The organism is Rhizobium sp. BK418 (genome assembly GCF_004341105.1).
Taxonomy (GTDB): domain Bacteria; phylum Pseudomonadota; class Alphaproteobacteria; order Rhizobiales; family Rhizobiaceae; genus Rhizobium.
In genome coordinates, this window is the sequence record NZ_SLZK01000002.1 from 90,409 (window position 1) to 115,026 (window position 24,618).

General features: G+C 60.9%; 31 protein-coding genes. 15 read left to right on the forward strand and 16 right to left on the reverse strand.

Going from position 1 to position 24,618, the window contains the following annotated elements:
- Positions 1 to 78: 78 nt before the first annotated feature.
- A complete protein-coding gene (locus tag EV281_RS06425; RefSeq protein WP_132652110.1) occupies positions 79 to 2,418 on the forward strand; it encodes a glucose/quinate/shikimate family membrane-bound PQQ-dependent dehydrogenase in 2,340 nt (779 codons plus the stop codon).
- A 51-nt stretch (positions 2,419 to 2,469) separates the two neighbouring features.
- Here EV281_RS06425 and EV281_RS06430 read toward each other — a convergent pair whose 3' ends face one another.
- Complete coding sequence (locus tag EV281_RS06430; protein WP_132652111.1) at positions 2,470 to 3,153, reverse strand: type 1 glutamine amidotransferase domain-containing protein; 684 nt, start codon at positions 3,151 to 3,153, stop codon at positions 2,470 to 2,472.
- A gap of 127 nt (positions 3,154 to 3,280) precedes the next feature.
- On the opposite strand from EV281_RS06430, the gene EV281_RS06435 reads away from it, so the two are divergent.
- Positions 3,281 to 4,165 carry a LysR family transcriptional regulator gene (locus tag EV281_RS06435; protein ID WP_245508237.1) on the forward strand — a complete coding sequence of 295 codons (885 nt, stop codon included), beginning with the start codon at positions 3,281 to 3,283 and terminating at the stop codon, positions 4,163 to 4,165.
- A 102-nt stretch (positions 4,166 to 4,267) separates the two neighbouring features.
- Positions 4,268 to 4,777, forward strand: a complete 510-nt coding sequence (locus EV281_RS06440; protein WP_132652113.1) for a hypothetical protein — start codon at positions 4,268 to 4,270, stop codon at positions 4,775 to 4,777.
- 58 nt (positions 4,778 to 4,835) lie between these two features.
- Here the strand turns inward: EV281_RS06440 and bla are convergent, their stop codons facing one another.
- From bla to dmeR, 3 genes are all read right to left on the reverse strand, one after another.
- Positions 4,836 to 5,720: a class A beta-lactamase gene (gene bla / locus EV281_RS06445; RefSeq protein ID WP_132652114.1), complete on the reverse strand. Its 885-nt coding sequence runs from the start codon at positions 5,718 to 5,720 to the stop codon at positions 4,836 to 4,838.
- 70 nt (positions 5,721 to 5,790) lie between these two features.
- Complete coding sequence (gene dmeF, locus EV281_RS06450; protein ID WP_132652115.1) at positions 5,791 to 6,768, reverse strand: CDF family Co(II)/Ni(II) efflux transporter DmeF; 978 nt, start codon at positions 6,766 to 6,768, stop codon at positions 5,791 to 5,793.
- A 23-nt stretch (positions 6,769 to 6,791) separates the two neighbouring features.
- A complete protein-coding gene (gene dmeR / locus EV281_RS06455; protein WP_132652116.1) occupies positions 6,792 to 7,064 on the reverse strand; it encodes a Ni(II)/Co(II)-sensing transcriptional repressor DmeR in 273 nt (90 codons plus the stop codon).
- 85 nt (positions 7,065 to 7,149) lie between these two features.
- On the opposite strand from dmeR, the gene EV281_RS06460 reads away from it, so the two are divergent.
- The 3 genes from EV281_RS06460 to EV281_RS06470 all read left to right on the forward strand — a co-directional run bounded on the left by EV281_RS06460 (position 7,150) and on the right by EV281_RS06470 (position 8,572).
- The gene (locus EV281_RS06460; protein WP_132652117.1) at positions 7,150 to 7,356 is read left to right on the forward strand and encodes a hypothetical protein; all 207 of its coding nucleotides are present in this window, start codon (positions 7,150 to 7,152) and stop codon (positions 7,354 to 7,356) included.
- A 102-nt stretch (positions 7,357 to 7,458) separates the two neighbouring features.
- Complete coding sequence (locus EV281_RS06465; RefSeq protein ID WP_132652118.1) at positions 7,459 to 7,953, forward strand: GNAT family N-acetyltransferase; 495 nt, start codon at positions 7,459 to 7,461, stop codon at positions 7,951 to 7,953.
- A gap of 40 nt (positions 7,954 to 7,993) precedes the next feature.
- Positions 7,994 to 8,572, forward strand: a complete 579-nt coding sequence (locus tag EV281_RS06470; RefSeq protein ID WP_132652119.1) for a type 1 glutamine amidotransferase family protein — start codon at positions 7,994 to 7,996, stop codon at positions 8,570 to 8,572.
- Here EV281_RS06470 and EV281_RS06475 read toward each other — a convergent pair.
- From EV281_RS06475 to EV281_RS06490, 4 genes are all read right to left on the reverse strand, one after another.
- Positions 8,554 to 8,859, reverse strand: a complete 306-nt coding sequence (locus tag EV281_RS06475; protein ID WP_184327206.1) for a hypothetical protein — start codon at positions 8,857 to 8,859, stop codon at positions 8,554 to 8,556. The two genes, EV281_RS06470 and EV281_RS06475, sit on opposite strands and share 19 nt — an antisense overlap.
- A 34-nt stretch (positions 8,860 to 8,893) precedes the next feature.
- On the reverse strand, positions 8,894 to 9,808 hold the full coding sequence (locus EV281_RS06480) for a cytochrome c (RefSeq protein WP_132652120.1): 915 nt from the start codon (positions 9,806 to 9,808) through the stop codon (positions 8,894 to 8,896).
- Between the two features lie 140 nt (positions 9,809 to 9,948).
- Positions 9,949 to 10,392: a cytochrome c gene (locus tag EV281_RS06485; RefSeq protein ID WP_132652121.1), complete on the reverse strand. Its 444-nt coding sequence runs from the start codon at positions 10,390 to 10,392 to the stop codon at positions 9,949 to 9,951.
- Positions 10,393 to 10,528: 136 nt separating this feature from the next.
- The gene (locus tag EV281_RS06490) at positions 10,529 to 11,164 is read right to left on the reverse strand and encodes a LysE family translocator (RefSeq protein WP_132652122.1); all 636 of its coding nucleotides are present in this window, start codon (positions 11,162 to 11,164) and stop codon (positions 10,529 to 10,531) included.
- A 128-nt stretch (positions 11,165 to 11,292) separates the two neighbouring features.
- On the opposite strand from EV281_RS06490, the gene EV281_RS06495 reads away from it, so the two are divergent.
- Positions 11,293 to 11,994, forward strand: a complete 702-nt coding sequence (locus EV281_RS06495; protein ID WP_132652123.1) for a YafY family protein — start codon at positions 11,293 to 11,295, stop codon at positions 11,992 to 11,994.
- Between the two features lie 75 nt (positions 11,995 to 12,069).
- Here the strand turns inward: EV281_RS06495 and EV281_RS06500 are convergent, their stop codons facing one another.
- The gene (locus EV281_RS06500; protein WP_132652124.1) at positions 12,070 to 12,840 is read right to left on the reverse strand and encodes an SDR family oxidoreductase; all 771 of its coding nucleotides are present in this window, start codon (positions 12,838 to 12,840) and stop codon (positions 12,070 to 12,072) included.
- Between the two features lie 169 nt (positions 12,841 to 13,009).
- Between EV281_RS06500 and EV281_RS06505 the strand changes: the two genes are divergently transcribed.
- Positions 13,010 to 13,924: an AraC family transcriptional regulator gene (locus EV281_RS06505; protein WP_132652125.1), complete on the forward strand. Its 915-nt coding sequence runs from the start codon at positions 13,010 to 13,012 to the stop codon at positions 13,922 to 13,924.
- Here EV281_RS06505 and EV281_RS06510 read toward each other — a convergent pair.
- The 5 genes from EV281_RS06510 to EV281_RS06530 form a co-directional block, all read right to left on the reverse strand.
- Positions 13,921 to 14,766, reverse strand: a complete 846-nt coding sequence (locus EV281_RS06510) for a metallophosphoesterase (RefSeq protein ID WP_132652126.1) — start codon at positions 14,764 to 14,766, stop codon at positions 13,921 to 13,923. The genes EV281_RS06505 and EV281_RS06510 overlap by 4 nt on opposite strands.
- A gap of 64 nt (positions 14,767 to 14,830) precedes the next feature.
- The gene (locus EV281_RS06515; RefSeq protein ID WP_132652127.1) at positions 14,831 to 15,052 is read right to left on the reverse strand and encodes a hypothetical protein; all 222 of its coding nucleotides are present in this window, start codon (positions 15,050 to 15,052) and stop codon (positions 14,831 to 14,833) included.
- Positions 15,053 to 15,090: 38 nt separating this feature from the next.
- Positions 15,091 to 15,501, reverse strand: a complete 411-nt coding sequence (locus tag EV281_RS06520) for an SRPBCC domain-containing protein (RefSeq protein WP_132652128.1) — start codon at positions 15,499 to 15,501, stop codon at positions 15,091 to 15,093.
- Positions 15,498 to 15,821 (reverse strand): metalloregulator ArsR/SmtB family transcription factor, encoded by a 324-nt coding sequence (locus EV281_RS06525; protein WP_132652129.1) that lies wholly within the window; start codon positions 15,819 to 15,821, stop codon positions 15,498 to 15,500. The genes EV281_RS06520 and EV281_RS06525 overlap by 4 nt, the downstream gene beginning before the upstream one ends.
- Positions 15,822 to 15,971: 150 nt before the next feature.
- Positions 15,972 to 16,574, reverse strand: a complete 603-nt coding sequence (locus EV281_RS06530) for a superoxide dismutase (RefSeq protein WP_132652130.1) — start codon at positions 16,572 to 16,574, stop codon at positions 15,972 to 15,974.
- Between the two features lie 70 nt (positions 16,575 to 16,644).
- Here EV281_RS06530 and EV281_RS31065 point away from each other — a divergent pair, with 70 nt between their 5' ends.
- From EV281_RS31065 to EV281_RS06545, 4 genes are all read left to right on the forward strand, one after another.
- Positions 16,645 to 16,791 carry a hypothetical protein gene (locus tag EV281_RS31065; RefSeq protein WP_165911856.1) on the forward strand — a complete coding sequence of 49 codons (147 nt, stop codon included), beginning with the start codon at positions 16,645 to 16,647 and terminating at the stop codon, positions 16,789 to 16,791.
- A gap of 288 nt (positions 16,792 to 17,079) precedes the next feature.
- A complete protein-coding gene (locus EV281_RS06535) occupies positions 17,080 to 18,621 on the forward strand; it encodes a hypothetical protein (RefSeq protein ID WP_312862133.1) in 1,542 nt (513 codons plus the stop codon).
- A gap of 134 nt (positions 18,622 to 18,755) precedes the next feature.
- Positions 18,756 to 19,406 carry a class I SAM-dependent methyltransferase gene (locus tag EV281_RS06540; RefSeq protein ID WP_132652132.1) on the forward strand — a complete coding sequence of 217 codons (651 nt, stop codon included), beginning with the start codon at positions 18,756 to 18,758 and terminating at the stop codon, positions 19,404 to 19,406.
- Between the two features lie 62 nt (positions 19,407 to 19,468).
- The gene (locus EV281_RS06545; RefSeq protein ID WP_132652133.1) at positions 19,469 to 20,200 is read left to right on the forward strand and encodes a sulfite exporter TauE/SafE family protein; all 732 of its coding nucleotides are present in this window, start codon (positions 19,469 to 19,471) and stop codon (positions 20,198 to 20,200) included.
- A 95-nt stretch (positions 20,201 to 20,295) separates the two neighbouring features.
- Here the strand turns inward: EV281_RS06545 and EV281_RS06550 are convergent, their stop codons facing one another.
- Positions 20,296 to 20,643, reverse strand: a complete 348-nt coding sequence (locus EV281_RS06550) for a nuclear transport factor 2 family protein (RefSeq protein ID WP_132652134.1) — start codon at positions 20,641 to 20,643, stop codon at positions 20,296 to 20,298.
- 185 nt (positions 20,644 to 20,828) lie between these two features.
- Between EV281_RS06550 and EV281_RS06555 the strand changes: the two genes are divergently transcribed.
- Positions 20,829 to 22,058, forward strand: a complete 1,230-nt coding sequence (locus EV281_RS06555; RefSeq protein ID WP_132652135.1) for a multidrug efflux MFS transporter — start codon at positions 20,829 to 20,831, stop codon at positions 22,056 to 22,058.
- A 3-nt stretch (positions 22,059 to 22,061) separates the two neighbouring features.
- Here the strand turns inward: EV281_RS06555 and EV281_RS06560 are convergent, their stop codons facing one another.
- Positions 22,062 to 22,670 carry a TetR/AcrR family transcriptional regulator gene (locus tag EV281_RS06560; RefSeq protein WP_132652136.1) on the reverse strand — a complete coding sequence of 203 codons (609 nt, stop codon included), beginning with the start codon at positions 22,668 to 22,670 and terminating at the stop codon, positions 22,062 to 22,064.
- Positions 22,671 to 22,781: 111 nt separating this feature from the next.
- On the opposite strand from EV281_RS06560, the gene EV281_RS06565 reads away from it, so the two are divergent.
- Together EV281_RS06565 and EV281_RS06570 are read left to right on the forward strand one after the other, a co-directional pair.
- On the forward strand, positions 22,782 to 23,465 hold the full coding sequence (locus EV281_RS06565; protein WP_132652137.1) for a glutathione binding-like protein: 684 nt from the start codon (positions 22,782 to 22,784) through the stop codon (positions 23,463 to 23,465).
- Positions 23,466 to 23,602: 137 nt separating this feature from the next.
- The gene (locus EV281_RS06570; protein WP_245508238.1) at positions 23,603 to 24,574 is read left to right on the forward strand and encodes an NADP-dependent oxidoreductase; all 972 of its coding nucleotides are present in this window, start codon (positions 23,603 to 23,605) and stop codon (positions 24,572 to 24,574) included.
- Positions 24,575 to 24,618 lie beyond the last annotated feature (44 nt).

Genomic DNA, 24,618 nt, shown 5'->3' on the forward strand with positions numbered 1-24,618 from the left:
GGCCTCCCGCTCTATCTGCCTGATCGGCGCATGTTTTTAGCCACCCTCCGATCCGGCTAACCAGCGGGAGACTGCCTTATGGCAATCGTCATTACTTCCATTCTCTTCATCATCTTCGGCCTGGCGCTAGGCACTGGCGGGCTTTGGCTCGTCACACTCGGCGGCAGCGTTTTCTATCTCTTTGCGGGACTGATGTTCCTGTTGACGGCAGGCCTGCTGCTCATGCGCAAGGCGGCAGCGCTCTGGGTCTATGCAGCGCTCGTGGTCGTGGCGCTTGCCTGGGCGATCTGGGAGGTGAGGTTCGACTGGTGGCAACTCGGCCCGCGCGGCGGCGTCATCATCCTCTTCGGGCTCTGGCTGCTGACACCATGGATCCGTCGGCCGCTCGGTTTCCGCAGCCCGACAGGCGCGTATTACGGCGCCAACCCCTGGCCTCTCGCCATTCCGGTCATCGCCGCCATCATCGTCGCCGTCTATTCGATGACGACGGATCCGCACGACCTCGCCGGCGATCTGCCGACGCAGGCAGCCACTGCAACGCCTGTCTTCGGCGGCAATGTGCCTGACGGCGAATGGCACCAATATGGCCGCACGCCCTACGGTCAGCGTTATTCGCCGCTCGATCAGATCACTGTGCAGAATGTTTCCAGCCTGAAAGAGGCCTGGCGTTATCAGACTGGCGACGTGAAGCGCCCTGACGACGTCAGCGAAACGACGTATCAGGTGACGCCGCTGAAAGTGGGCAACACACTTTATCTCTGCACGCCGCACAATTGGGCGATCGCGCTCGATGCCAAGACAGGGCAGCAGAAATGGAAATATGACGCCAATTCCGGCATGAACCCGGACCGGCAGCACCAGACCTGCCGCGGCGTCACCTATTACAGCGATGCGGCGACCGCTGCCGGCCAACCCTGCAAGGAGCGCGTCTATCTGCCGACCTCGGATGCGCGGCTGATCGCGCTCGATGCCACCAACGGGCAGGTCTGCACCAGCTTTGCCAATCAGGGCGTGCTGCAGTTGCAGACCGGCATGCAGTATAATCCAGCCGGTTATTATTACTCAACCTCGCCGCCGGTCGCTGTCGCCGGAAAGCTCATCATCGGCGGCGCGGTAAACGACAACTATTCCACGCAGGAACAATCGGGCGTCATCCGCGCCTACGACATCAACAGCGGTGCGTTGCTGTGGAACTGGGATTCCGGCAATCCGGACCAGACAACGCCGCTGCCGGAGGGCCAGCATTACACGACGAATTCGCCAAACAGCTGGTCGGTCTTCAGCGTCGATGAACAGCTCGGCATGGTCTATATCCCGCTCGGCAACCAGGTGCCCGACCAGCTCGGCATGAACCGCAGCGAGAATGTCGAGAAATTCTCCTCCTCGGTCGTGGCGCTCGACATCAATACCGGACAGCTGCGCTGGGTGCAGCAGTTCGTCCATCACGATCTCTGGGACATGGACGTGCCGGCACAGCCGGTGTTGCTCGACCTGACGAAGCAGGACGGAACGTCGGTGCCGGCACTGGTGGCATCCACCAAGCAGGGCGATATCTACGTGCTCGACCGGCGCACGGGCCAGCCGATCATTCCTTTCAAAGAAATCCCGGCGCCAGGCGGAGCGATCCCCGAGGATCATACCGCGCCGACGCAGCCGATCTCCGATCTCACCTTCTCGCCGGAACCGCTGCAGGAAAAGGACATGTGGGGTATCTCGCTGTTCGATCAGCTCGCCTGCCGCATCGAGTTCCACCGCTACAAATATGAAGGCCGCTATACGCCGCCTTCGCTGCAGGGAACGATCGTCTATCCCGGCAATTTCGGCACCTTCAACTGGGGCTCGGTTGCGGTCGATCCTGAGCGGCAGGTGATGTTCGGCATGCCGACCTACCTCGCCTTCACCTCCCGCCTGGTGCCGGCAGCTGACATTCCGCCGCGCGGGCAGGATCAGAAGGGCAGCGAACAGGGTCTCAATCGCAATGACGGCGCGCCCTACGGCGTGTTCATGGGGCCTTTCCTCGGGCCTCTGAAGATCCCCTGCCAGGCGCCGCCATGGGGCTATGTGGCAGGCGTCGATCTGCGCACCGGCCGCATCGCCTATATGCACAAGAACGGCACGGTGCATGACATGACGCCGCTGCCCCTGCCCTTCAAGGTCGGCGTGCCCGGTATCGGCGGGCCAATGATGACCAAGGGCGGCGTCGCCTTCCTGGGTGCCGCCGTCGACAATTATCTGCGCGCCTACGACGTGACGAACGGCCGCCAACTCTGGGAAGCCCGGCTTCCGGCCGGCGGCCAGGCGACACCGATGACCTATATGACCGATGATAACAAGCAATATGTCGTCATTGTTGCCGGCGGGCACGGTTCGGTCGGCACCAAGCCGGGCGACTATGTAATCGCCTATACGCTGCCGTAACATGGCTTACGACCGGACCGGATCTGCTGCCGGCCGGTCGTCCTGTCGTTGTCAGGCGGCGAGCAGGTCGCGGATTGCTTCGCCGACGCCGGTGGCAGATTGCGGGTTCTGGCCGGTGATTAGCCTGCCGTCGGCCACGACCTTGGCATTCCAGTCAGGCGCCGGATGGTGCCTGGCGCCACGCTCAATAAGCGTGCTTGCGAGCAGGAAGGGAACCGTCTTGTCGAGGCCGACAGCCCGCTCTTCCGAATCCGTGAAAGCGCTGACGTTGCGGCCGGAAACGAGATAGCTGCCGTCGCTGAGCTTGACATTTACCAGTGCCGCCGGGCCATGGCAGACCGCCGCGACGATGCCACCCGTCTCGAAGATTTTCCGGGTGACGCTTTGGACGGCCGGACTTGCCGGCAAATCCCACATGGCGCCGTGACCGCCGGCGAAGAAGATCGCCGAATAGCCGGCGGGATCGACATCGGCGAGTTTCGCCGTGGTCCGGATCGTCTGGCGGAATTTCTCGTCGTTCCAGTAGCGGGCGTTCGCCGCATCTTCGAGGTCGAGCCCGTCGACCGGCGGCTCACCGCCTTCGATCGAGGCAAATTCGACCTTGATACCCGCCGCCTCGAGGACGGCCAGCGGGTGCGTCACTTCGCCGAGATAGAAGCCGGTCGGCTGGCCGCTGTCGCCTTTTACGCCGTGACTGGTCAGTACGAAGAGTACGGGCTTTGCTGTAGATGTCATCGCTTTCTCCTGTTGTCCGATCGACCGTCGAAGGTTGATTTTCATTCGATGACGAGGATTTATTAGCTCCTCTTGAGATGATAAAGTTGCCTCGGCGGAAATCATCTGTTCTTCAAAGGCCATGATCATGCGACGTTTCGATCATCTCGGCGATGTGGAGGCTTTCACGACGGTTGTGGAAAAGGGCTCGATGAGCGCAGGAGCAATCGCCTTATCCACCACACCTTCGGTGCTGAGCCGGGCGATCACCCGGCTGGAGACGCGGCTTGGCACACAGCTCATGCGGCGCACGACACGGCGCCTGAGCCTCACGGACGCCGGTCGCGCCTATCTGGAGCAGACGCGGGCCGCCTTTTCGCTGATCGAGGACGCCGAGCGCGCGATACAGGGGCAGGACGGGGAGATCAGCGGCCGTGTGCGTCTCAGCGTCTCCACCACTTACGGCCACTTCCGTCTTCCGGAAAAACTAAAGCGTTTTAGCACCGTCCATCCGGACGTGCATGTCGAGGTCAGTATCACCAACCGGAATGTCGATCTTGTCGCGGAAGGCTACGATCTGGCGATCCGTCTCGGGCCACTGCCGGACAGCGGGCTCGTCGCCCGCAAGCTCCAAGATGCGCCGCTTCGGCTCGTCGCCTCTCCTGAATATGTCAGGCTTGCCGGTATGCCGCTGACGATTGCGGATCTGGCACAGCACGAATGCCTGCCCTTCATCATGCCGAGCACTGGCCGGCCGGCGCCCTGGCTCTTTCGCGTCGATGGGGTGGAGGCTGACTGGACGCCGGGCGGGACAATCGAGATTCATGATGACGTGCTGGGCGTCGTCTCGCTTGCCGAGGCCGGCATGGGCATCTGCCAGAGCTATGATTTCATCGTTCGCGAGAGAATCAGCCGCGGCAGCCTGATCGAAATACTTGCCGAGGCGGGCGGGCGTTCGCGCCCCTTCTCGCTGGTTTATGCCCCGCATCGCCGTCTCTCCGCCGCGACGAGGACATTGATCGATTTCCTGTGAACCGGAGAGAATCTAAGGATTTTCTCACGTTCAGGTAGAGCCGCAAGCCTCGGACAGGTTCGCGGGAGGATGATGCTGCCGGTTTTTCAGGGGGACTTTTTCATGGAAATCGGTAGCAGTCTTTCAATTTATTCCGGCCTCGGTTCGCTTTTCGAGCAGGGCAAATCCAGGAACAAGCAGGCCGACGAATTCGGAGGCAGCACGCGCAGTCAATCCGGCGCCGGCCTGCAGCCGAGCACGACCCCGCCTTCCATCGCCAATACGATGTGGGCGGTTCAGGCCGGTAACGAGACCTATATCAACCAGCCGTCCGAAGACGAAATGGCGACCAAGGCGGCGCATAGCAGCCTGGTCGACGAATTTTCCGACTGGAGCAACATGGACCCGGCAGAGTTCATCCGTGCCCGGTACCTTGAGGCACATGGCCTGACCGAAGACGACCTGAAGGCCATGCCGGCCGATCAGCGCGAGGCGATCGAGAAGGAAATTGCCGAGCAGATCAAGCGTGAGCTTGCCGGTATCGAAGGCGGGGGAGACGGAGCCGAACAACCCTCGACGAGCGGACAATCCAGCGCAACCCAACCCGCAGACGAAACACCCGCCGAGAGCTAGGCATTTTTTCACACAATTCCGGGCGCAAAAACGCTGCACACCTCTTGCTGGAACTGCTCTACACCATCTCGGTGATCATCTTGCCGATCTCGGCAAAGACGGGGTTGAATTCATCCATTTTCACGGTCGTTTCGGCCATATAGACGGTGGCGACGATCGGGCCACGGTTGGGCGGCCAGATGATGGCGATATCGCCGGCCGAACCGTTGTCGCCCGTGCCGGTCTTGTCGCCGATCTTCCAGTCGGATGGCAAGCCTGCGCGCAGGCGCCCGCCGCCAGTCGTATTTGCCACCATCCAGTCGACTAGCTGATTGGCCGAATCTTCCGCCAGGACGGAGCCGAGGGCGATATTGCCGAGCGAGTCGAGCATAGCATCCGGCGTCGTGGTGTCGCGCGGATCGCCTTTTGCCGCCTCGTTCAGTGCCGTTTCCATGCGGTCGAGCCTCGTGGTGCCGTCGCCGATGGAGCGGAGCCAGTCGGTGAGCGCTGCCGGACCGCCAAAACTTTCCAGCATCAGGTTGCCGGCCGTGTTGTCGCTGAGCGTAATGCCGGCTTTGCAGATCTCGGCCATGGTCATGCCCTCGCCGCCGGCGTGCTTTTCCGTCTCTGGTGAATAGGTGACGAGTTTTTCCTTGCCGTAGGTGACGCGCCGGTCGAGCTTTTCATCACCCCTGTCGACGCGGGCGAGCACGAGGCCGGCAGCCAGAACTTTGAAGGTGCTGCACATGGCGAACGGCTCGCTGCCGCGATAGCCGAAGGAGACATTTGTGTCGCTGTCGAGGACGGAGACCCCGAGGCGCCCGCCAATGCGCGCTTCCAGTGCTGCAAGCCGCTTGTCAATATCATCATTCTGCTGCTCTGCACGCACACGAGCGGCAAAACCCAGCGCAGGCAACAGCAAGGCGGAGCCCATGAAGCTGCGGCGGGTAAGGCTGTGATTCATGAAGACCTCCGAGGAATCAGGATCGCAGGCGTAAGGCCCGATTGCGGCGGCATCTCGGCTTTTGACGGAATCAGGCGGCGCGCGTGACCTCCACCGTCACATGCGACAACTCGTCCAGGCTCGCCAGCCGCTGCTTATAGAATGCCGTGTCGCGCGGTTGCGGCGTCAGCACAGCGACGATTGCCGCGTGGTGGCCGGGGCCGACCTGCCAGACATGCAGATCGGTGATCTGGTCGCCATCGCCTTCGATCGCGCCGCGAATCTCGTCCGGCAGCGTCTCCCCTTCGGAGAGTACATCGAGTAGCACGGCGCCCGACGATTTCAGCAGTCCCCATGACCATTGCGCAATGATGAGCGCGCCGACGATGCCCATCAGCGGATCGAGCCACAGCCAGCCATAAAGGCTGCCGAAGGTGAGCGCGGCAATGGCGAGCACCGATGTCAGTGCGTCCGCGATGACGTGCATATAGGCGGAGCGGATATTGTTATCGGCGTGACCGCTGTGGCCATGGTCATGGCCGTGGTGATGATCGTGACGGTGAGCATGTCCGTGTCCGTGTCCGTGAGCATGTCCATGGCCGTGATGATCGTGGCCACCGCCGCTCAGCAACCAGGCGCTCACGAGGTTGACCACAAGGCCGATGACGGCGACGGCAATCGCCTGACTGAAGCTGATCGGCACGGGCGACGTGATGCGCAGGAAGCTTTCCCAACCCATCAGCAGGGCAATCATCGCCAGAATGATGGCGCTTGCGAAGCCAGCGAGATCGCCGAGCTTGCCGGTGCCGAACGTGAAGCGCGGGTTGCGCGCCTGTTTGCGGGCGAAGAGATAGGCGAGCGCGGAAATCAGCAGTGCGCTGGCATGGGTGGACATGTGCCAGCCGTCAGCCACCAGCGCCATCGAGCCGTATATCGTGCCGGCGGCGATTTCGACCACCATCATGACTGCGGTCAGCGCGATCACCAGCCAGATGCGGCGCTCGTTCCGGGCATGATCCTGCCCCAGGAAGACATGTTCATGTCCGTGGGTATTCGTTCCGGCATTCATCGCCATCTCCTGATCGATCCGCCTCAGCGGATATAGGTTCGCAATATTTCCGATATTTCCTCGACCGCTTCCGCCCTCGCCTTCTCGTCGGCGGCATGCAGCACATGTTCGTGCAGGTGATCGTCCAGCACCTCGCCGGTCAGCCCCGTCAGCGCGCCGCGCACGGAGGCGAGAAGCTGCAGGATTTCGCCGCAGGGGCGCTCGGCTTCCAGCGCGCGCTCGACGGCCTCGAGCTGGCCTCGGAGGCGGCTGACGCGGGCGATGAGCTTCTTCTTCTGGTGGGTCGTATGGGACATGATCGCCTCTAATTAGGATAGGGGGGTATACTATTTCTTGTCGAAAGGTGAAAGCGACAAGGCGACGCATCTCACGGATTTCGTCATGTCCGATCTCAAACACGCTCTCGAGGGAAACGCCTCGAACGCGGCCATGGCAACAAAAGCAAGCGGAAATGCGCTGACGAACGCTCCGCTGTCCGAACTAACGCCACCTGATCGGCCATTGACAAATGAGCGGTTTCGGAGGATTGATCTTGGCATGATCGAGAACGCGCACCATAACCGCTCGTATTTTTGGCTGTACCTGTAAGGGGCGGCCAAGACAGATCATAATGTCAACAAGCCGCCGTCAGGCGGCTTTGTTGTATCGGCAGCGTCCTGACGGCATAATTTCGAAAAGGACGCGAAAACCGTGCTTGAATTAGAAGACAGCGAAATATCGCTCATGCGCCCGCCGGTGGTGACGATCCGCGCCGCCAAACCCCGCGACATCGCCGAACTCCATGAAATGATCGGCCTGCTTGCCGCTCACCACGGCGACATCTCGGCCTCGACGCCGGAGCAGCTCGAACGCGATCTTTTCGGCCCGACGCCCTGGATCTCGGCTATCGTCGCAGAAGGCAGCGAGGGTCTGATCGGCTACGCCATCCTCGTCCCGCTCTACCGGGCGCAGGAAGGCAAGCGCGGCATGGATCTGCATCACCTTTTCGTGCGTGATGGCCATCGCGGCCATGGCACGGGTCAGCTTCTGGTCGACCGCGCCCGCGAAACCGCACGTATGGCAGGCTGCGATTACCTTTCCGTCAGCGCTGCCACCGGCAATGTCAAAGCGCACCGCTTCTACGAACAAATGGACTTCACCCCTCGCCCGGTCACCGGCATGCGCTATATGCAGGCTCTGTCGTGAGCGGCACCAGCCGCTCGGCCATCTTGCAAGGGAGGAAAACATGACCCGACTGGCGGTGGTTCTGACCGACGGCTTCGCGGACTGGGAAGTGGGGCAGCTTGCTGCCTCCGCCCGCACCCATTTCGGCTTCGACGTGGTGACGGCAAGTCCCGGCGGCGCAGAGGTGCGCTCCATGGGCGGGCTGCGGGTGGCCGCCGATACTGTCGCCGAAAACCTGCATGGTGACGCTTTCGATGCACTTGTTATCTGCGGCGGGACGATCTGGGATACCGAAAAGGCACCCGACCTTTCGCCCGTCATCAACGATTTTATCGGGCGCGGCAAGCTCACGGCGGCGATCTGCGGCGGGACATTGGCGTTGGCGCGCGCCGGTGTGCTGAACGACATTCCGCACACCAGCAATGCGCCTGATTTTGTCGCCAGTGCCGAGGGTTATCGCGGCCAGGCGCACTACCGCGACGGACCACAGGCTGTGCGTTCAGGCATGATCGTGACCGCACCCGGCTCGGCACCAATCACCTTTACGGCGGAAATCTTCCGTGCCCTCGGCTTCGGCAGCGAAGAGTTAGATACCTATGTGCAGATTTTCGGCGCGGAGCATCAGCCGAAGGCGGCGTGAGCCGCGCTAAGCAACTCTATCACTTCGGCCGTCGTGCCTTGGCGGTCGCCTCGTGCGCCCGGCCGGGTCGCCCATTGGTGAAGTGCCGACTTGACGAAGAGGAAGGCAGCGGCCCGAGCCTGCGCAAGATCGCCGGGATTATCGAGAGGGCTCGCCATCTTTGCCTCCATGGCAGCAAGCGTATCTGTGAACCAGCGCGCGAGCACCGCGTTGCGCGCGCCAAGGCGATCCCTCATGCGGGCGATGGCGGCGTCAGTTTCCTCGAGCGACGGATGGTTCATGGCCATCAATCTAGCCTGTGGCGCTTGCCCGAGGCAGGCGCTACTTGCTCGGCACCGCCTTCAAATAGGCGGAGATCGCTTCGATATCGGACTGCGGCAGACGGGCGATATTCTGCTGCACGTCGACCATCTGCCCGCCGGCGGAGTCGAAATCGGGGGTGAAGCCGGTCTGCAGGTAGTTGGTGATATCGGCCTCGCTCCAGGAGCCGATGCTTTTCGAGCCCGGCGTGATATCGGGTATGCGACCCTTGCCTTCCGGGTTAGGGGCGCCGGCGAGCCACTGGTCGCGGACGAAGCCGCCGAGGGAATCGCGTGGGGTATGGCATTCGCCGCAATGGCCGAGGCCTTCGACCAGATACTGGCCGCGCTTCAACCTGTCATCGGCGTTGGCGAGTACGACGCGCGGCTGGTCATTGAAATAAAGGAGCTTCCAGGCGCCGAGCGCCAGGCGGATGTTAAAGGGGAACGGCAATTCGTGCGGCGGGACGACATTGCTGCTCTTCGGCAGCGTCTTTAGATAGGCAAAGAGATCGTTGACATCCTTGTCACTCATGCGCGCATAGGAGCCGTAAGGGAAGGATGGGTAAAGATGCTGGCCGTCGGGACCGACGCCGCGCTTCATAGCGTTGCCGAACTGGGCGAGCGTCCAGCGGCCGATGCCCGCCTGTTCATCCGGGGAAATGTTGGGGACGTGGAACGTGCCGAAGGGGCTCTTCAGTGCGAGACCACCGGCAAGGGTCAGCTTCGTATCGCCTTGCGCGCCAGGGGCGGCATGACAGCTGACGCAGCCGCCGGCCCAGAACACTTTTTCGCCGTTTGCTACGTCGGGCGCACCGAGATTGGCCCAATGGCTTTCCGGCAGCGGGTCCGGCGCGGTGACGAAATAAAAAACCGCGCCGCCAATCACGACGACGCCGATGAGACAGAGCACAAAGCGGACGAACCTGCGGACCATGCGCCGCCTCTCCTTCTATCGATATCAAGGGCATTCCGGGATTCGCTCGCCGGGTCCCGCTGCCGGCGAGAATAAAGCGATCCGCACCGGCGGCAAGGGCCGGTGCGGATGACGGGGTCGTCTGGGAATGGCTCTATCGCTTAGTCCTTCTTGATACGATAGAGCTGATGACAGCCACCGCAATTGCCGCCAACGGTGTTAAGCGCCGCGCCAACGCCGGCAGCATCAGCCGGCAGCTGGGCGAGCACGGTCTCGGCGTCGGTAGACAGCTTCATGGCGCGTGCCTTGAAGTCATCCATGTTTTCCCAGATCTTCGGGCTTGCTTCGCTGTCGCCCGTCTCGGTGCCCGGCTTGAACTGCTCCGGGAAAGCCTTTGCGGTTTGAGCGATCGTCGTCAGTGCTGCCTTGACGGCATCCGCATCATAGGGCTTCGTGCCCTTGGCGATGGCCGAAAGCGCACCTGCTGCGCCACCGATCTGCTTCATCATTCCAACGCGTGCGTCATGCGTGCCGTCGGCCGCCATGGCCGAACCGATGGCAATGCCGGCAAGCGCAACAGCCGTCGCTATTGTTTTCCAATTCATTCTTCTCTCTCCATTGTTCCGCCGGCAAAACCGGCCGGGGCAAATCTGCACGGCGATCATGACAAAATCCACCTCGCCGCATAGTCACGTTTGGCCGGATCCTCATAAAAACAATGTGATAAGCATCGATGGAATATTATGCAGTCTTCCATCCTTGCCAGAGGCTGATCGCCGATATGACGACCAGCAGCAGGCCGGCGAGACGGCCGATGACAGCAGTCGTATTCGGGTTGGAAACCAGGAGATCACGGCTGCGACCGGCGGTCATGGCAAGCGTGCCATAAACGCCAAGCTGCGTGAGCACCGTCATGGCGCCCATGATCAGGCCCTGCAGCCAGATCGGCCCATATTCCGGCTTGATGAATTGCGGATAGACCGCCAGCACGAAAATATAGGCCTTGGGATTGACGAGGCAGGTGACTGCCCCCTGCCGGAACGCCTTCCAGGTGGAGCGCGCCGTGCCGGGGCCGACCGCCTCGACCTTGATCGAACTCCTCATCAGCGAGATGCCGATCCAGATCATGTAGGCAACGCCGGCAAAGAGCAGCAGGTTGAAAACACCCGGCAGCATGGCGACGAGGATGCCCACTCCCGCCGCACCATAGGCGGAATGCACCGCCCCGCCCAGCATGATGCCGCTGGTAGCGGCGAGCCCCCGTCTGGTGCCGCCGGTCAGCGCATTGGCGAGCACGAAGAGCATGTCCATGCCCGGCACGATGATGATGCCGAAGAGAAGGGTGAAGTAGAGCCAGAGGCTTTCGTGATAATTCATGTCAGTTGTCCGTCCCGTATTCCTAGGTGCTTTTCCAGGAAGCACATTAATTTCAAATCGATAGATGGGCTCTATACGGCAGGCCAACTGACAATGTATTGTCAGGAGCGTGGGAGAAAGGGTGGCAAATGCGCAAGGCCTCCAGGCTTTTCGAGATCATCCAGATATTGCGGCTGGCGAAGAAGCCGATGACGGCCGCCGTCATGGCCGAAAAGCTGGAAGTGACGGTGCGCTCGATTTATCGCGACATCGCCGCGCTGCAGGCAATGCGGGTGCCGATCGAGGGCGGGCGCGGCATCGGCTACATCATGCGGCCAGGCTTCGATCTGCCGCCACTGATGTTTTCGATCGAGGAAACCGAAGCGATCGTGCTGTCGCTGGCGCTGCTGGAACGCACCGGCGACGACGAACTGAAGCTCGCCGCCCGACGCGTCAATCAGAAGCTTGCCGGCGCCGTGCCGCCGCCGCTCCGTCAGGCTATGGAGAACAAGGCGCTGTTTGCGTGGGGCACTATCGCTCCTGCACCTCCGGGAATGGATCTTGCCATGGTGCGCCGGGCAATCCGCGACGAGCGCAAGCTTAGCCTCAATTATCGCGACGAAATGGGACGTGCGACCGAGCGGATGATCCGCCCGATCGCGCTGATCTATTATTCCCAGACCGCTAATATCGTCGCCTGGTGCGAACTCAGGCAGGCCATCCGCAACTTCCGCAGCGACCGGGTCGAGGCCTGTGCGGAGGCCGACGCCTTCTTCAAGGGCGAAGGCGACGCGCTGCGGACGTTTTGGACGCAAAGCTGGACGGAAGGGCCTGTCGCAGCGAATGCCTGAACCGCTGCCCCGGAAACGAGGCAAGAGAGACCCGGACGCAACCGGTACGTTCTTGATCGCTTTCAAGGAAGCAAATCAGAGCGCCATGCCGCCGGAGACCTCGATGCGCTGGGCGTTGACCCACCGATTGGCTTCCGTCAGCAACGAGGCGATCATCGGGCCGATATCGTCGGGCACGCCGGCGCGGCCAAGCGCCGTCATGGCGGCGACCCGGCGGTTGATCTCCGGATTATCGCGGACCATACCGCCACTGAAATCCGTTTCGATGGCACCGGGTGCAACGGTGTTGACGGCAATGCCGCGGGCGCCAAGCTCATTGGCCATATAGCGCGTCAGCACCTCGACAGCGCCCTTTAGCGAACCGTAGGCCGAGGAGCCCGGTACGGCAACGCGTGCAAGACCACTGGAAAGATTGACGATGCGGCCGCCATCGGCAATCACCGGCAGAAGCTTCTGCGTCAGGAAGAAGACGCCCTTGAAATGGATGTTATAGAGCTTGTCCATTTCCGCCTCAGTCGTCTCGGTGATCGAGGCGTGGTAGGCGGTGCCGGCATTGTTGACAAGGAAGTCGAAACGGTCACGGCCCCAGCTCTTCAGCACCGAGCGGACGCTGCCGACGAAGGCGTCGAAGGCTTCGACATTGCCGGTATCGAGCTGCAGGGCAGCGGCCTTGCAGCCGAGCGCCTCGACTTCAGTCACGACCTTGTCTGCCTCGGCACGGTTGGAATTATAGGTGAAGATCACGTCGACGCCATCACGGGCGAGGCTGACGACGGTGTTTCGGCCGAGGCCGCGGCTGCCACCTGTGACGATTGCGATTTTGGAAAGTGCGTTCTGATCGGTCATCTCGGTACTCCTTGTTCAGATGGCTGGAATCTAGGACCTGACAGCCCTTTCCTTGAATGCCGAAAGCCTCGAATTTCTTGCCTATTCCTCCAACCGGCTTGTCCGCTTGCCGGCAGGCAGTAAGATGACGGGGCATAAGCACCGCACGGTCTGCCACCGGAGAATGATGATGTCCGACGCAATCAAGAACGCTATTACCGAATACATGGAGAGCCATGGTGGCGGCGACGGTCTCTACACGACGGCACTGCCCGGTCTTTACCTGATGCGTGCTTCGACGCTCACCATGCCGAAGCCGGCGATCTATCGCCCGGCGCTCTGCATCATCGTCGACGGTGCCAAGCAGATCATGTTCGGCGAGCGGCTTTTCACCTATACGGCGATGCAGGCGCTGGTGATCAGCGTCGAGATGCCGGCCTTCGGACAGGTCATCCAGGCGAGCCCGGAGCGGCCGATGATCGCGCTGACCCTGGAGCTCGATGTCACCATCCTGCGGGACGTTCTCGAAGAGATGGAAAGCCCGCCCAAGCCATCCGGCGAAGGCGGTCAGGGTGTTTTCGTCCAGCAGTTCGGACCGGAATTGCAGGACTGCACCCTGCGGCTGATGCGAATGCTGGCGACGCCGAAATCTATCCCGATCCTGCGACAGGCGATCTTGCGGGAAATCAGCTTCTGGCTGCTCACAGGCGAGAACGGCGGCGAAGTCTGCAAGCTGGCGCTGCCTGGAAGCCAGACGCGGCGCGTGGCCGATGCGATCCATCTCTTACGCGACAACTTCACTGCGCCTGTCCGTGTGGAACAGCTGGCGGCGGCAGCAAAGATGAGCCCCTCTTCCTTCCACCAGCATTTCAAGATGCTGACCTCGATGAGCCCGCTGCAATATCAGAAACAGCTCCGGCTTCTGGAGGCGCGGCGGCTGATGGTGGCTGACGGCATCAATGCCGCCAATGCGGCCTATCAGGTGGGTTATGAAAGTGCTTCGCAGTTCAGCCGCGAATATACGCGCATGTTCGGCACGCCGCCAAAGAAGGATGCGCTGGAGCACCGGGCACAGCCGGCAACAGCGGACACAGAACTGATTTAGTAATTCAGTCGGCGGCTGTCCTCGCGGCCGAAACCGCGGATTTCCAGCCGGTCGGCATAGACATCGACGATGGCGAAGGTGTTCTCGTTCTCGGTATCGACAACACCCTTGAAATTGACGAAGTGGCAGCCGGCGACCTGGCCGTAATTGCCGACATGGTTATGGCCGTTGAGATAGGCAACGACATTGTCCTGCGAGGACAGGAGCTCGACGATACGCTCGCGATCCCACATGTCATGTTCACAGGGCGGGTGGACGGGGAAGTGATTCATGACGATCACCTTCTCGCCCTCGACCTTCGCTTGTTCGATTTCGCCTGCGAGCCAGGCAAATTGCTCGTCGCTGAGCGATGCATTCCATTCATGCGCGTTCTCGGCGCCGGCGGCCAGCAGAGCCGCCAGTCGCTCGCTGCCGAGCACGCGGAAGGGATGGCCTTCCGGCGATGAGAAGATGCTGACTTCATTGCCGTTGAGCACGATGAAGCGGAAACCGTGACGCTGGAAACTGTAATAGGACGCCGGCATGCCGACACGCTCTGCAACCTTTTCCAGATATTGAGGGGCGACGCCGAAATCATGATTTCCGAGCAGAAAGTGCGCCTCGTGACGCAGCTTTTCATAGACGGGCAGGATATCGTCGAAGCTTCTGAAATCGCGGTCGATGATATCGCCGAGCGTCATGACGAAGCTCAGGTCCTCGCCATTGAAGGTCTCGATCGCGGCAGCAACCTTGGCGAGGCTGTTGGCGTAATAGCGCCCCATCTCGACTTGCGGTTCTATGGCGGCATATTGCGGATCGGCGATGATGCCGAAGCGGAAATAGGGAAGATCAGCTGATGACATGCGGCGTGATGTAGTGGCCGCGGATGACAGCGATGTGACGGTGCTGCCAACCGCGGCGCAACCCTCACCTCGTGGCGGGCGCTTCGCTCTGACGGTCGCTGAAATAAGGCAATGCGAACATGTAGAGGCCGCTGAACAACATCAGGAAAAGAGGCGGCAGCGGCGAATAGACCACCCAGGCCGGCGGCGTGCCGAAAGCCATGGTGGCGAAATTGGCAATGACCGTCAGCGTGAAGATTATGGACAGCCAGCGGTGAAGCTGGCGGATAAACTTGTTCCAATTCATTGGCATTTCCTCCTCAAGCAGGCTTCTGCGTCTGTATTTCAGTCTTGACGCACCAGAACCTGCTGCAGATTGTCGAAGAAGCGCTGCCAGCCGAACTTTGCGCCCTGGTAGGCCTGTTCCTGATCCGGACGGAAACCTGCCTGCTCCATGCGCAGATGCGTGCCCGAACCGGCAGGGGTCAGCGTCCAGGTGACGGTGCTTTCGAGGCCATAGGCATCCCAGGTGTAAGTGAGGGTCCTGTTCGGCTCGATTTCCAGTACTCGGCAATCGACGGAACCCCATTCGGCAGTGAACTTGAAGCTGTGATCGCGCACAGGCTTGAAGTCACTCTTCATTAGCCATTCCTGGATGAGATGCGGCTGCGTCAGCGCACGCCAGATCTTCTCCGGCGGGAAAGCAATCTCCCGCTCGATGATGACGGAGCGGACTTCAGTTGCGGTGTCGTTCATTGGTCCATCCTTTTGAGCAAATCTTCCAGAGCGTCGAACCGGCCTTCCCAGAAGCCGGCCATCTCCGTCGTCCAGTCCGCCAGAGGAGCAAGCGCCTTGATCTCGGCGCTGTAATGCGTCTGGCGGCCTTCATGACGGTCGCGCACCAGGCCGGCGGTCTTCAGCACCGCCAGATGCTTCGAGACGACCGGTTGGGAAACGCCGGCCCCGACCGTCAGAACGCCGACCGTCTTCTCGCCTTCACGGCATAGACGTTCGAAGATGGCGCGTCGGGTCGGATCGGCAAGCGCCCGGAAAAGTGCGTCCTGAACATTCGACATCAGAATTCATACCTGGTTGGCTATGGATTTACTTATAGCCATATGGGTATGAATGAGTCAAGCGGCCTTCGCAGCATTTGTTTCGGCAGAAACGAAAACACCCGACGCTTGGCGGCACCGGGTGCTGAAAAACCAAAACTTTCGAAGTGCTTACTTCGTAGCCGCTTCGTAGCGCTCCAGGACGTAATCCCAGTTGATCAGGCTGTCGATGAAGGCTTCGAGATACTTCGGACGAGCGTTGCGGTAGTCGATGTAGTAGGAATGTTCCCAGACGTCGACGCCGAGGATCGGGGTCGCGCCGTGAACCAGCGGGTTTTCGCCGTTCGGGGTCTTGGAGATTTCGAGCTTGCCGTTCTTGACGGAAACCCAGGCCCAGCCGGAGCCGAATTGCGTTGCGCCGGCATTGGCGAAATCGGCCTTGAACTTGTCGTAGCCGCCGAGGTCGGAGTTGAAGGCAGCTTCGAGCTTGCCCGGCAGCTTGTTGCCGCCGCCGCCCTTCTTCATCCACTTCCAGAAATGGACGTGGTTGTAGTGCTGAGCGGCATTGTTGAAGAGGCCGGCATTGGTGCCGAAGGACTTCTTGACGACGTCTTCCAGGGAGAGATCGGCCAGGCCGGCTTCCGCTGCAAGCTTGTTGCCGTTGTCGACGTAAGCCTTGTGGTGCTTGTCGTGATGAAACTCCAGCGTCTCCTTCGACATGAAGGGAGCAAGCGCTTCGTAGTCATAGGGAAGTTCGGGCAATTCGAAAGCCATATCAGATCTCCTCTTGGCAATAGATTGCGTCATCGGCAGGTGAGGCGGAACATAGGAGGGGAAGCACGGAGTGGCAACCGGCGAATTATCAAAAAACAACGACTTCGAGGAAAAATTGCCTCCTGCGGCAGGCTCTCTTCAAAAGCACAAATCACAGTCTGTGCCACGCCTTCCTGGAGATGAAACCGATATGACGGCAAAAAGGGAAATGGCATGAAAAGGAATGGAGTCCCTCCCCTCGCCAAGCATTATTTTTCTCAAGCCATGTGCCGAAAACGAGCTCCGCTCGCGTCTCGCCCAACGCGTTCAGGGTACGCCTCCGGGATTTCAATAAAAACCTGTTAATTTCCCTTAGGCGCTTTTGACAGGCCGCGAGGAGCACGTCTTAGATGCAACCCAGAGCTACCGGAGAATGTTAGTCTGACATTCTCCGGTATTTTCTTAGTTAGCATTGCTTAAATCATTTCAGGGACTTCTGACATCAACTTCGGGGCGTGTGATGGTCATGAGCTTTTTTCGTCGTAATGAAGAACCGATGAAGCCGGGTGCAAGAGTATCCGGCCATCGTCCGATGTCGTCCGTGACCGAGCAAACCGCTCTCGCTGATAAGCCGCCGGTGCAGTACAGCGTTTCAGAAATTGAGGATTTCCAGGCTTTCGGCACGGCAATCGAGGAAAACAAGCAGTCCTCCGAAGAGCTGCTCGTCAGCCTGACATCTCTGCAGGAGCGTGTCTCCTCGCTGCTCGGCGCACACAGCCAGTCGCTCAACGAAACGGGTGCTCTGCGGGCAGAATGCTCACGCCTGGCCTCGCTGCTCGATTATGAGAGCAATGCACGGCGCAAAGCCGATCAGGACAATCAGCGCCTTGCGATCGAAAACAAGGGACTGAAGGTCGATTGCAGCCAGCTTCGTGTCGAGGCCAGCACCTACCGCGAAGAGCTGATCAAGCTGCAGGGCGTGCATGAGCTGACACGCGAGGAATTCACCGTGGTCGAGGCGCGGCTGATCGATGCCGAGCGCGAGCTCAGCGACCGGGCGCTGCAGTTCGACGAGGTTTCCTCACACCTTCGCCGCACACAGCAGGACCATGATGTGCGCAGCCGGGAACTGGCGATCACGCGCGAAAAGCTGGATCTGGAAACCACGGCCCATCAGCTGCTCATCGAAAGCTCGCGCCGCGAAAACAGCATCCAGCTTCGCGAAATCGCGCGTCTCAATGAAGAGCGCAGCCACCTCAAGACCAATCTGTCCGAGCATGAGGCGCTGACGCGCAGCCTGCAGTCCTCCATCTCCAACCTGAAGCAGGATCTAGCTGCTTCGGAAGAGCGTTATCGCCGCCTGGAAACCGAATTCGAAACGCTGGAAACCTCCTCGACGCTCGAACTGGCCAACCTGCGCACCAAGCATGAGGCAATCGGCTCGAAGTCCGAGCTCGTCGAGAAGCTGCTGTCGACCGCCAACAGCCGCAACAAGATGACGGACGAGGAGTTGCAGTCGACCCGCGCGGAACTGAAGCGCACGAAGAGCGAACTTGCCACGGCGCTGACGCGCCTGGAACGGATGACGGATGAGCTCAACCGGGTTCGCCTCAATGGCGCGGAAAGCGAAGCTGCCCGCCGCGAGCTCGCTGCCCACAGCAATGATCTCGTGATGAAGCTGCGCGAGGCTGAAAGCCAGCGCAACAAGCGCGACCGTGAGATCGAAGCCTTCAAGAACGATCTCGATACGCGCCTCGATACCGACCGCTACGAAATCAGCCAGCTGCGCACGAGCCTGGAAATCGCCAAGTCGGAAATCCGCCAGCTGCGTGCCGAGCGCGCAATCCTCAGCGGTCAGCTGGAAGTGGCGCGCGGCGATCGTCCTGCCGTCGCCGATGTCCCGCCTCTCGCGGAGCCCGAGAAGGAAGAGGTGCGCATGCCGGCCGCCAACTTCGCGCCGATGATTGATATCTCCAGCAAATCGTTGCGCGGCAACGGCATGATCGCCGACTCCGTCAACGACGAACTCGCGGTCGTCGAAGCGACGCTGCGCACGCCGGCAGAGTGATCAAGGCTTGGTTCGGCGGGGAGGAAACTCTCCGTCGACGGCAAAAGCAGCAAGTCTGACACGTCCTTTACCAGTCAGTCGGAACTCGGGCCTGCCTTTCGGAGTTTGGAGGCAGGGGATGAAGGAGGCGCCGCATGCGACATGTCCAAAATCGGGCTGACGATCAGCAGAAAATCTATCAGCGCTGGGCGCCGGTCTACGACCAGGTCTATCGAAGCATCCTGCGCGACGGACACCGCACGCTTGCGCGGCTTGCTGCTGACGCCGGCACGGATATTCTGGAAATCGGCGTCGGCACCGGCCTGGTGCTCTCTTACTATCCGCGTCGCAGCCGCGTGACGGGCATCGACATTTCCGAGCACATGATTGCCAAGGCGCGGGAAAAAGTTGCCAGGCACAAGCTTTTCCATGTGCGGCAACTGCAGGTCATGGACGCACATGCGCTCGCCTTCGAGGACCGGTCCTTCGATGCAGTCTGCCTACCCTTCGTCATCACTCTCATTCCCGAACCCGAGCGGGCGCTTGACGAATGTGCCCGCGTGCTGCGGCCAGGCGGCGAGATTATCCTTGCCAGCAAGCTCGGCGATGGCGCCGGTCTGCAGGGTGCCATCGAGGAGGCTGTCGCGCCGCTGGTGCGGCGAGTTGGCTGGAGTTCTTCTTTCCGAATCAGGCGGATCACGGACTGGGCAAAAGGGAACGGCTTCGATGAGGTTCAAATATTGCCGGTTTTCCCGAATGGCTTTTTCAAAGTCATGCGCCTCAAACGGCGTGCATCAGATGCTTGAGGCGGAAGTTTTTCCATACTGAACGTATCTGCAAATCAGGCCTTTGCTCGTTAGGGACCTTTATGACCTGGGATTTCCTCCTCTTCGTCGTCGTCGGTTTCTGCGCGCAGATCGTCGACGGCGCCCTCGGAATGGCCTTCGGCGTGCTGTCCACGACCAGCCTGCTGACGCTTGGCGTGCCGGCTGCCAATGCCAGCGCCATGACGCATGTGACGGAGCTGTTCACCACGGCAGCATCGGGCATTTCCCATGCCTGGCATCGCAATGTCGACTGGAAGCTCGTAGCACGGCTGGCGCCTGCCGGCATGATCGGTGGGGCCGTCGGCGCCTTTTTGCTGGCCAACGTCGACGGCAAGCTGATCGAGCCCTTCGTCTCCGCCTATCTGATCGTTATCGGCCTCCTAATTTTCTGGAAGGCTTTCCACCCGACGCCCAGGCGCGAAGTCAGCGACTGGATGGTGCCGCCCGTCGGGCTTTGCGGCGGCGTGCTGGATGCGATCGGCGGCGGCGGGTGGGGACCGATCGTCACCAGTTCGCTCGTCGGCCGCGGTCACGATCCGAAGCGGGTGATCGGCTCGACCAACTTCACCGAGTTCGCGGTGACGCTGATCATATCCATCACCTTCGTTCTGACGCTCGGCTGGTCCGAACTCGGCTCGGCAGTCGGGCTGATTATCGGTGGCGTGATCGCCGCGCCCTTCGGCGCGATCCTCGTCAAGCGGCTGCCGGTGAAACCTCTGATGATCGCGGTTTCCATCGTCATCATTGCGACTTCGGCGATGCGGCTCTTCTGACGTGCGCGATCTCTTAGTTTCGCCTGCCACGCTTCAAATTTAGGCGTGACGCATGTCGTTACCGCAAAACCGCTACACAATTTGCGCGACATGCTTCAGGCCGTATTGCGGCCGAAATAGACATCGACGGATGCTATCTTGTCGCCGGCGAAGCGAAAACTTTCCATGTTGCGGAACGCCTTGCCATCGGTCGTTTCGGCGCGGTAACGCACGACGCCCTGGTCCCCCTCAACCGACAGGAACTCGATATCGAAGGCTTTCAGCAGCGGCTCATTCGGCCAGCAGCGCTCGAAGTAGGTGGCCCGGTTTATGTGATCGTCCCGTGGGCTCGAAAAGGTAAAGTCCTCCGTCAGCATGGCGCCGACGATATCCTTGCGTTGATCGATATAGGCTGCGTAGAGATCGCGCAGCATCTGGGCGCGGTGTTCATTCCTGTTGCTCATGTCTGCCTCTCCTTACCGATTGCATATTGCAATCAGCTAGAGGCGAAATGGTGCTTTTCAAGCCGCTTTCCTTTTTACGGCAGGTCTGATTGGGGCGAATCCGTCCTTGGCAGCCCGCAGCGCGATGCATAAAGTGAGGATCGCCTCATCTTGGCCAAGGCCAAACTGTACGAAGAAGATCCGCAATGACCGACACGCAATGGGACGCCGCAAAGGTGGTACCCGGCTCCGCCTACTGGAAACGCAATCTCGTCATCTCGCTCACGGGCTCGTTCACGACCATCGTGGCGATGACCCTGCTGCTTCCCTTCCTTCCGCTCTATGTGGAAGAACTCGGCGTGAGCGATCATGCGGCGATCGTGCAATGGTCGGGCATCGCCTATGGTGCGACCTTCTTTGCCGCCGCTTGCGTGGCGCCACTCTGGGGCCGGCTCGGCGATATCTACGGGCGCAAGCTGATGCTGGTGCGCGCAAGCCTCGGCATGACCATCGCTATCTCGCTGATGGGCATGGCCGGCAGCGTCTGGCAGCTCGTGGCGCTGCGCCTCTTCGTTGGCCTCGCGGGTGGTTATGCTTCCGGCTCGATGGTGCTGGTCGCGACACAGACGCCGAAGGACCGATCGGCCTGGGCGCTCGGCGTGCTCTCATCCGGCATCATGGCCGGCAATCTGGTCGGCCCGCTGATCGGTGGGGCGCTGCCGCCCATCATTGGCATCCGCGGTACGTTTTTGGCTGCAGGCGGCATAATCTTCCTCGCCTTCCTCGCGACGACCTTTCTGATCAAGGAGGAGAAATCGGCGGCGCGCAAACAGGCGGCGAAGGCATCCGGCGGCTGGAAATCCATTCCCGACAAGGGGCCCGTGGTTGCGATGCTCGCGACCGGGCTGCTCCTGATGCTCGCCAATATGTCGATCGAACCGATCATCACCGTCTATGTGGCGCAGCTTGTGCCCGATCAGCGGCAGGTCACGATGGTGGCCGGCATCGTCATGTCGGCCGCGGCGCTCGGCAGCATTCTCTCGGCCTCGCGGCTTGGGAGGCTGGCGGACCGGATCGGCCACTGGCCCGTCATTGCCGGGGCGCTGGCCGTCGCCGGGCTGCTGCTCATCCCACAGGCTTTCGTGACCTCTTCCTGGCAGCTCATCGCCTTGCGTTTCCTGATGGGGGTCGCGCTTGGCGGGCTGCTGCCCTGCATCGCCGCCGTGATCCGGCACAATGTGCCCGATAGTGCGGCGGGCAGCATCCTCGGCCTCTCCACTTCCTCGCAATTCGTAGGCCAGGTCGTCGGGCCTGTTCTCGGCGGCTTCGTCGGCGGCCATATCGGTATGCGGGCGGTCTTTCTCGGCACCTGCGTCCTGCTGGTTGCAGGCGCGGCCTTTGCGTGGCTGGTCCGGCCGAAAGAAGAGGAAGCCTGAGCGTCAGGTTTTGCCGCAGATCATGTCAATGCCGGATTTAGCCAAGGCCTCCAGCGTCTCGCGGCTATCGCCGGCCCGGGCGCGCACGGCGAGCGAATGCATGACGGCCGAGGCAAGTCTTGCAAGCATGTGGACATCGCTGCCCCCGGGCAGTTCGCCGCGTTCGACGGCGAGCGCCATGCGCTGCTCGATCGCGCCGTCAAAATCCTCGAGACTGCGGCTCAGCAGGTCACGAACACGCTCGTGCTGGATCGCCTCGGCAGTCGCCGTGCTGATGAGGAAGCAGCCGCGAGCGGACGTCTCGCCGTGAAGATAAATCTCCAGGGCGCTTTTATAGACCTTCGCGAGATTGTCGCGCAGCGGCAGTGACGGGTCGAGTGCATCGGCCAGCACATCCATGCTTTCGGCCCGATAGGCCTCCATGACATCGAGATAGAGAGCCTCCTTGTCGCCGAAGGCACCGTAGAGGCTTGGGCGGTTGAGCTGGGTGGCAGCGCTCAGCGTATCCAGCGATGTGCCGGCAAAACCGCGGTCCCAGAACACCTCCCTCGCCTTTTCCAACGTTTGCCTGGCATCGAAGGCTCTTGGGCGACCACGCTTCTTCTCGCTCATTTTGTACCGTTTCGCATAAAATAATTGACCAAAAGAATTTTATGCGAAATAGTACAAAAGTCCAACGGATTGATGCGGCCGCTCTCGAACCGCCGCAGGAGGAGAAAACCCATGAAGCTCTATATGCATGCAGCCGCCTGTTCGCTGTCGCCGCACATCATCTGCCGCGAGCTCGATATCGACATCAAGCTCATCACGGTCGATCGAAAGACGCACATAACCAGCGAGGGTGACGACTATTTTGCGATCAACGGCAATGGCTATGTGCCGGCGCTGGTGCTGGATGATGGCAAGGTGCTGACGGAGGGACCGGCGATTGCGCAATTTCTCGCCGACAGCTCGCCTGATGGGCGCCGGATGCTACCGGAATTCGGCAGCTTCGCCCGCAATCAGGTGCAGTCGCTGCTGAACTTCATCACGTCGGAACTGCACAAACCGATGGTGATACTCTTCGATGCCAACTACACCACCGTGCATGACGCCATGCGCGCGGTCGTCCACAAGCGTCTCGACTGGATCAACGGCAGGCTTGCCGGCCCCTATCTCACCGGCGAGGATTTTACGATCGCGGATGCCTATCTCTTCGTTTGCCTCAACTGGTCGCCGTGGGTCAAAATCGATCTCGATCAGTTTCCGGCGCTTCCTGCTTTCATGAAGCGTGTCGCGTCGCGGCCGGCAGTACTGACGGCACTGAGCGAGGAAGGGCTGATGGCCTTCAATGCCGGCGGGAATTTCTTTGCGCCGATCGCCTATATCCAGTCCGCCGGTTATATCGGCTCGCCGGTCCGGCCGTGATAGAGTGCCGGTCCGGCAGGTCGCGCGGCCGGACCGGATTATCCTTTGATGCTTGATAATCCTTCCGCGACAGCGCGGGTTATCGGAAGCCTTCGATGGCGGCATCTTTTCTCCATCGAGACCGAAAGGAGCGAAAGATGACCACAACAGCCGACAAAGCCCCGAAGACGGACAAAACCATGAAAGCTTACCGGGTTCATGCATTCGGACCGCCGGAAGCCATTATTGCCGAAGACATCGAGATTCCCGCACCCGGCAAGGGTGAAGTTCTCATCAGGGTGCATGCGGCCGGCGTCGGACCTTGGGATGGCTGGATCCGTTTGGGCAACAGCGCCCTGCCCCAGCCCCTGCCGTTGACGCTCGGCTCGGACCTCTCCGGGACGGTGGAAGCGATTGGTGACGGCGTGACGCAGGTGGCGCGCGGCGATGCCGTTTATGGCGTCACCAATCCGCGCTTCATCGGCGCCTATGCCGAATATGCGATCGCCGCTGCCGGAATGATAGCCCGCAAGCCGGCGAGCATCGACCATGTCGAGGCCGCCTCGATACCTGTCATTGCGGTAACGGCGCGGCAGGCGCTGTTCGACCACGCCAGGCTCACCGCCGGACAAACGGTGCTGATTCACGGTGCGGCCGGCAATGTCGGCGCCTATGCGGTACAATTCGCCCGCAAAGCCGGGGTGAAGGTGATCGCCACGGCAAGCGGCAGCGACATCGAGACCGTCAGACGGCTCGGGGCCGATATCGTCGTGGACTTCCGCAGCCAGCGCTTCGAGGACTTTGCCCATGAAGTCGATGCCGTGATCGATCTTGCCGGCGGCGAAACGCAGACGCGCTCCTTTGCGGTCCTGAATCGCGGCGGCCGGCTCATTTCCGCCGTCTCGCAGCCGGATCAGGAGCTTGCGAAGACATATGGCGTCGAGGCCCTCTTCTTCCTCGTCAACGTCACAACGAAGGAGTTGAATGAAATTGCCGCGATGGTCGATGCCGCCGAACTCGAAACCAATGTCGGCGATGTGCTGCCGCTCGATGCGGCGATCGCCGCGCATGAGATGCTGGAAGGGATGCGCCCGCACGCCAAGGGCAAGATCGTGCTGAAGGTTATTTGAGGACGGTTTGAGGCAAGGTCCAGCCGGCTAACAGTCTTGCCGGA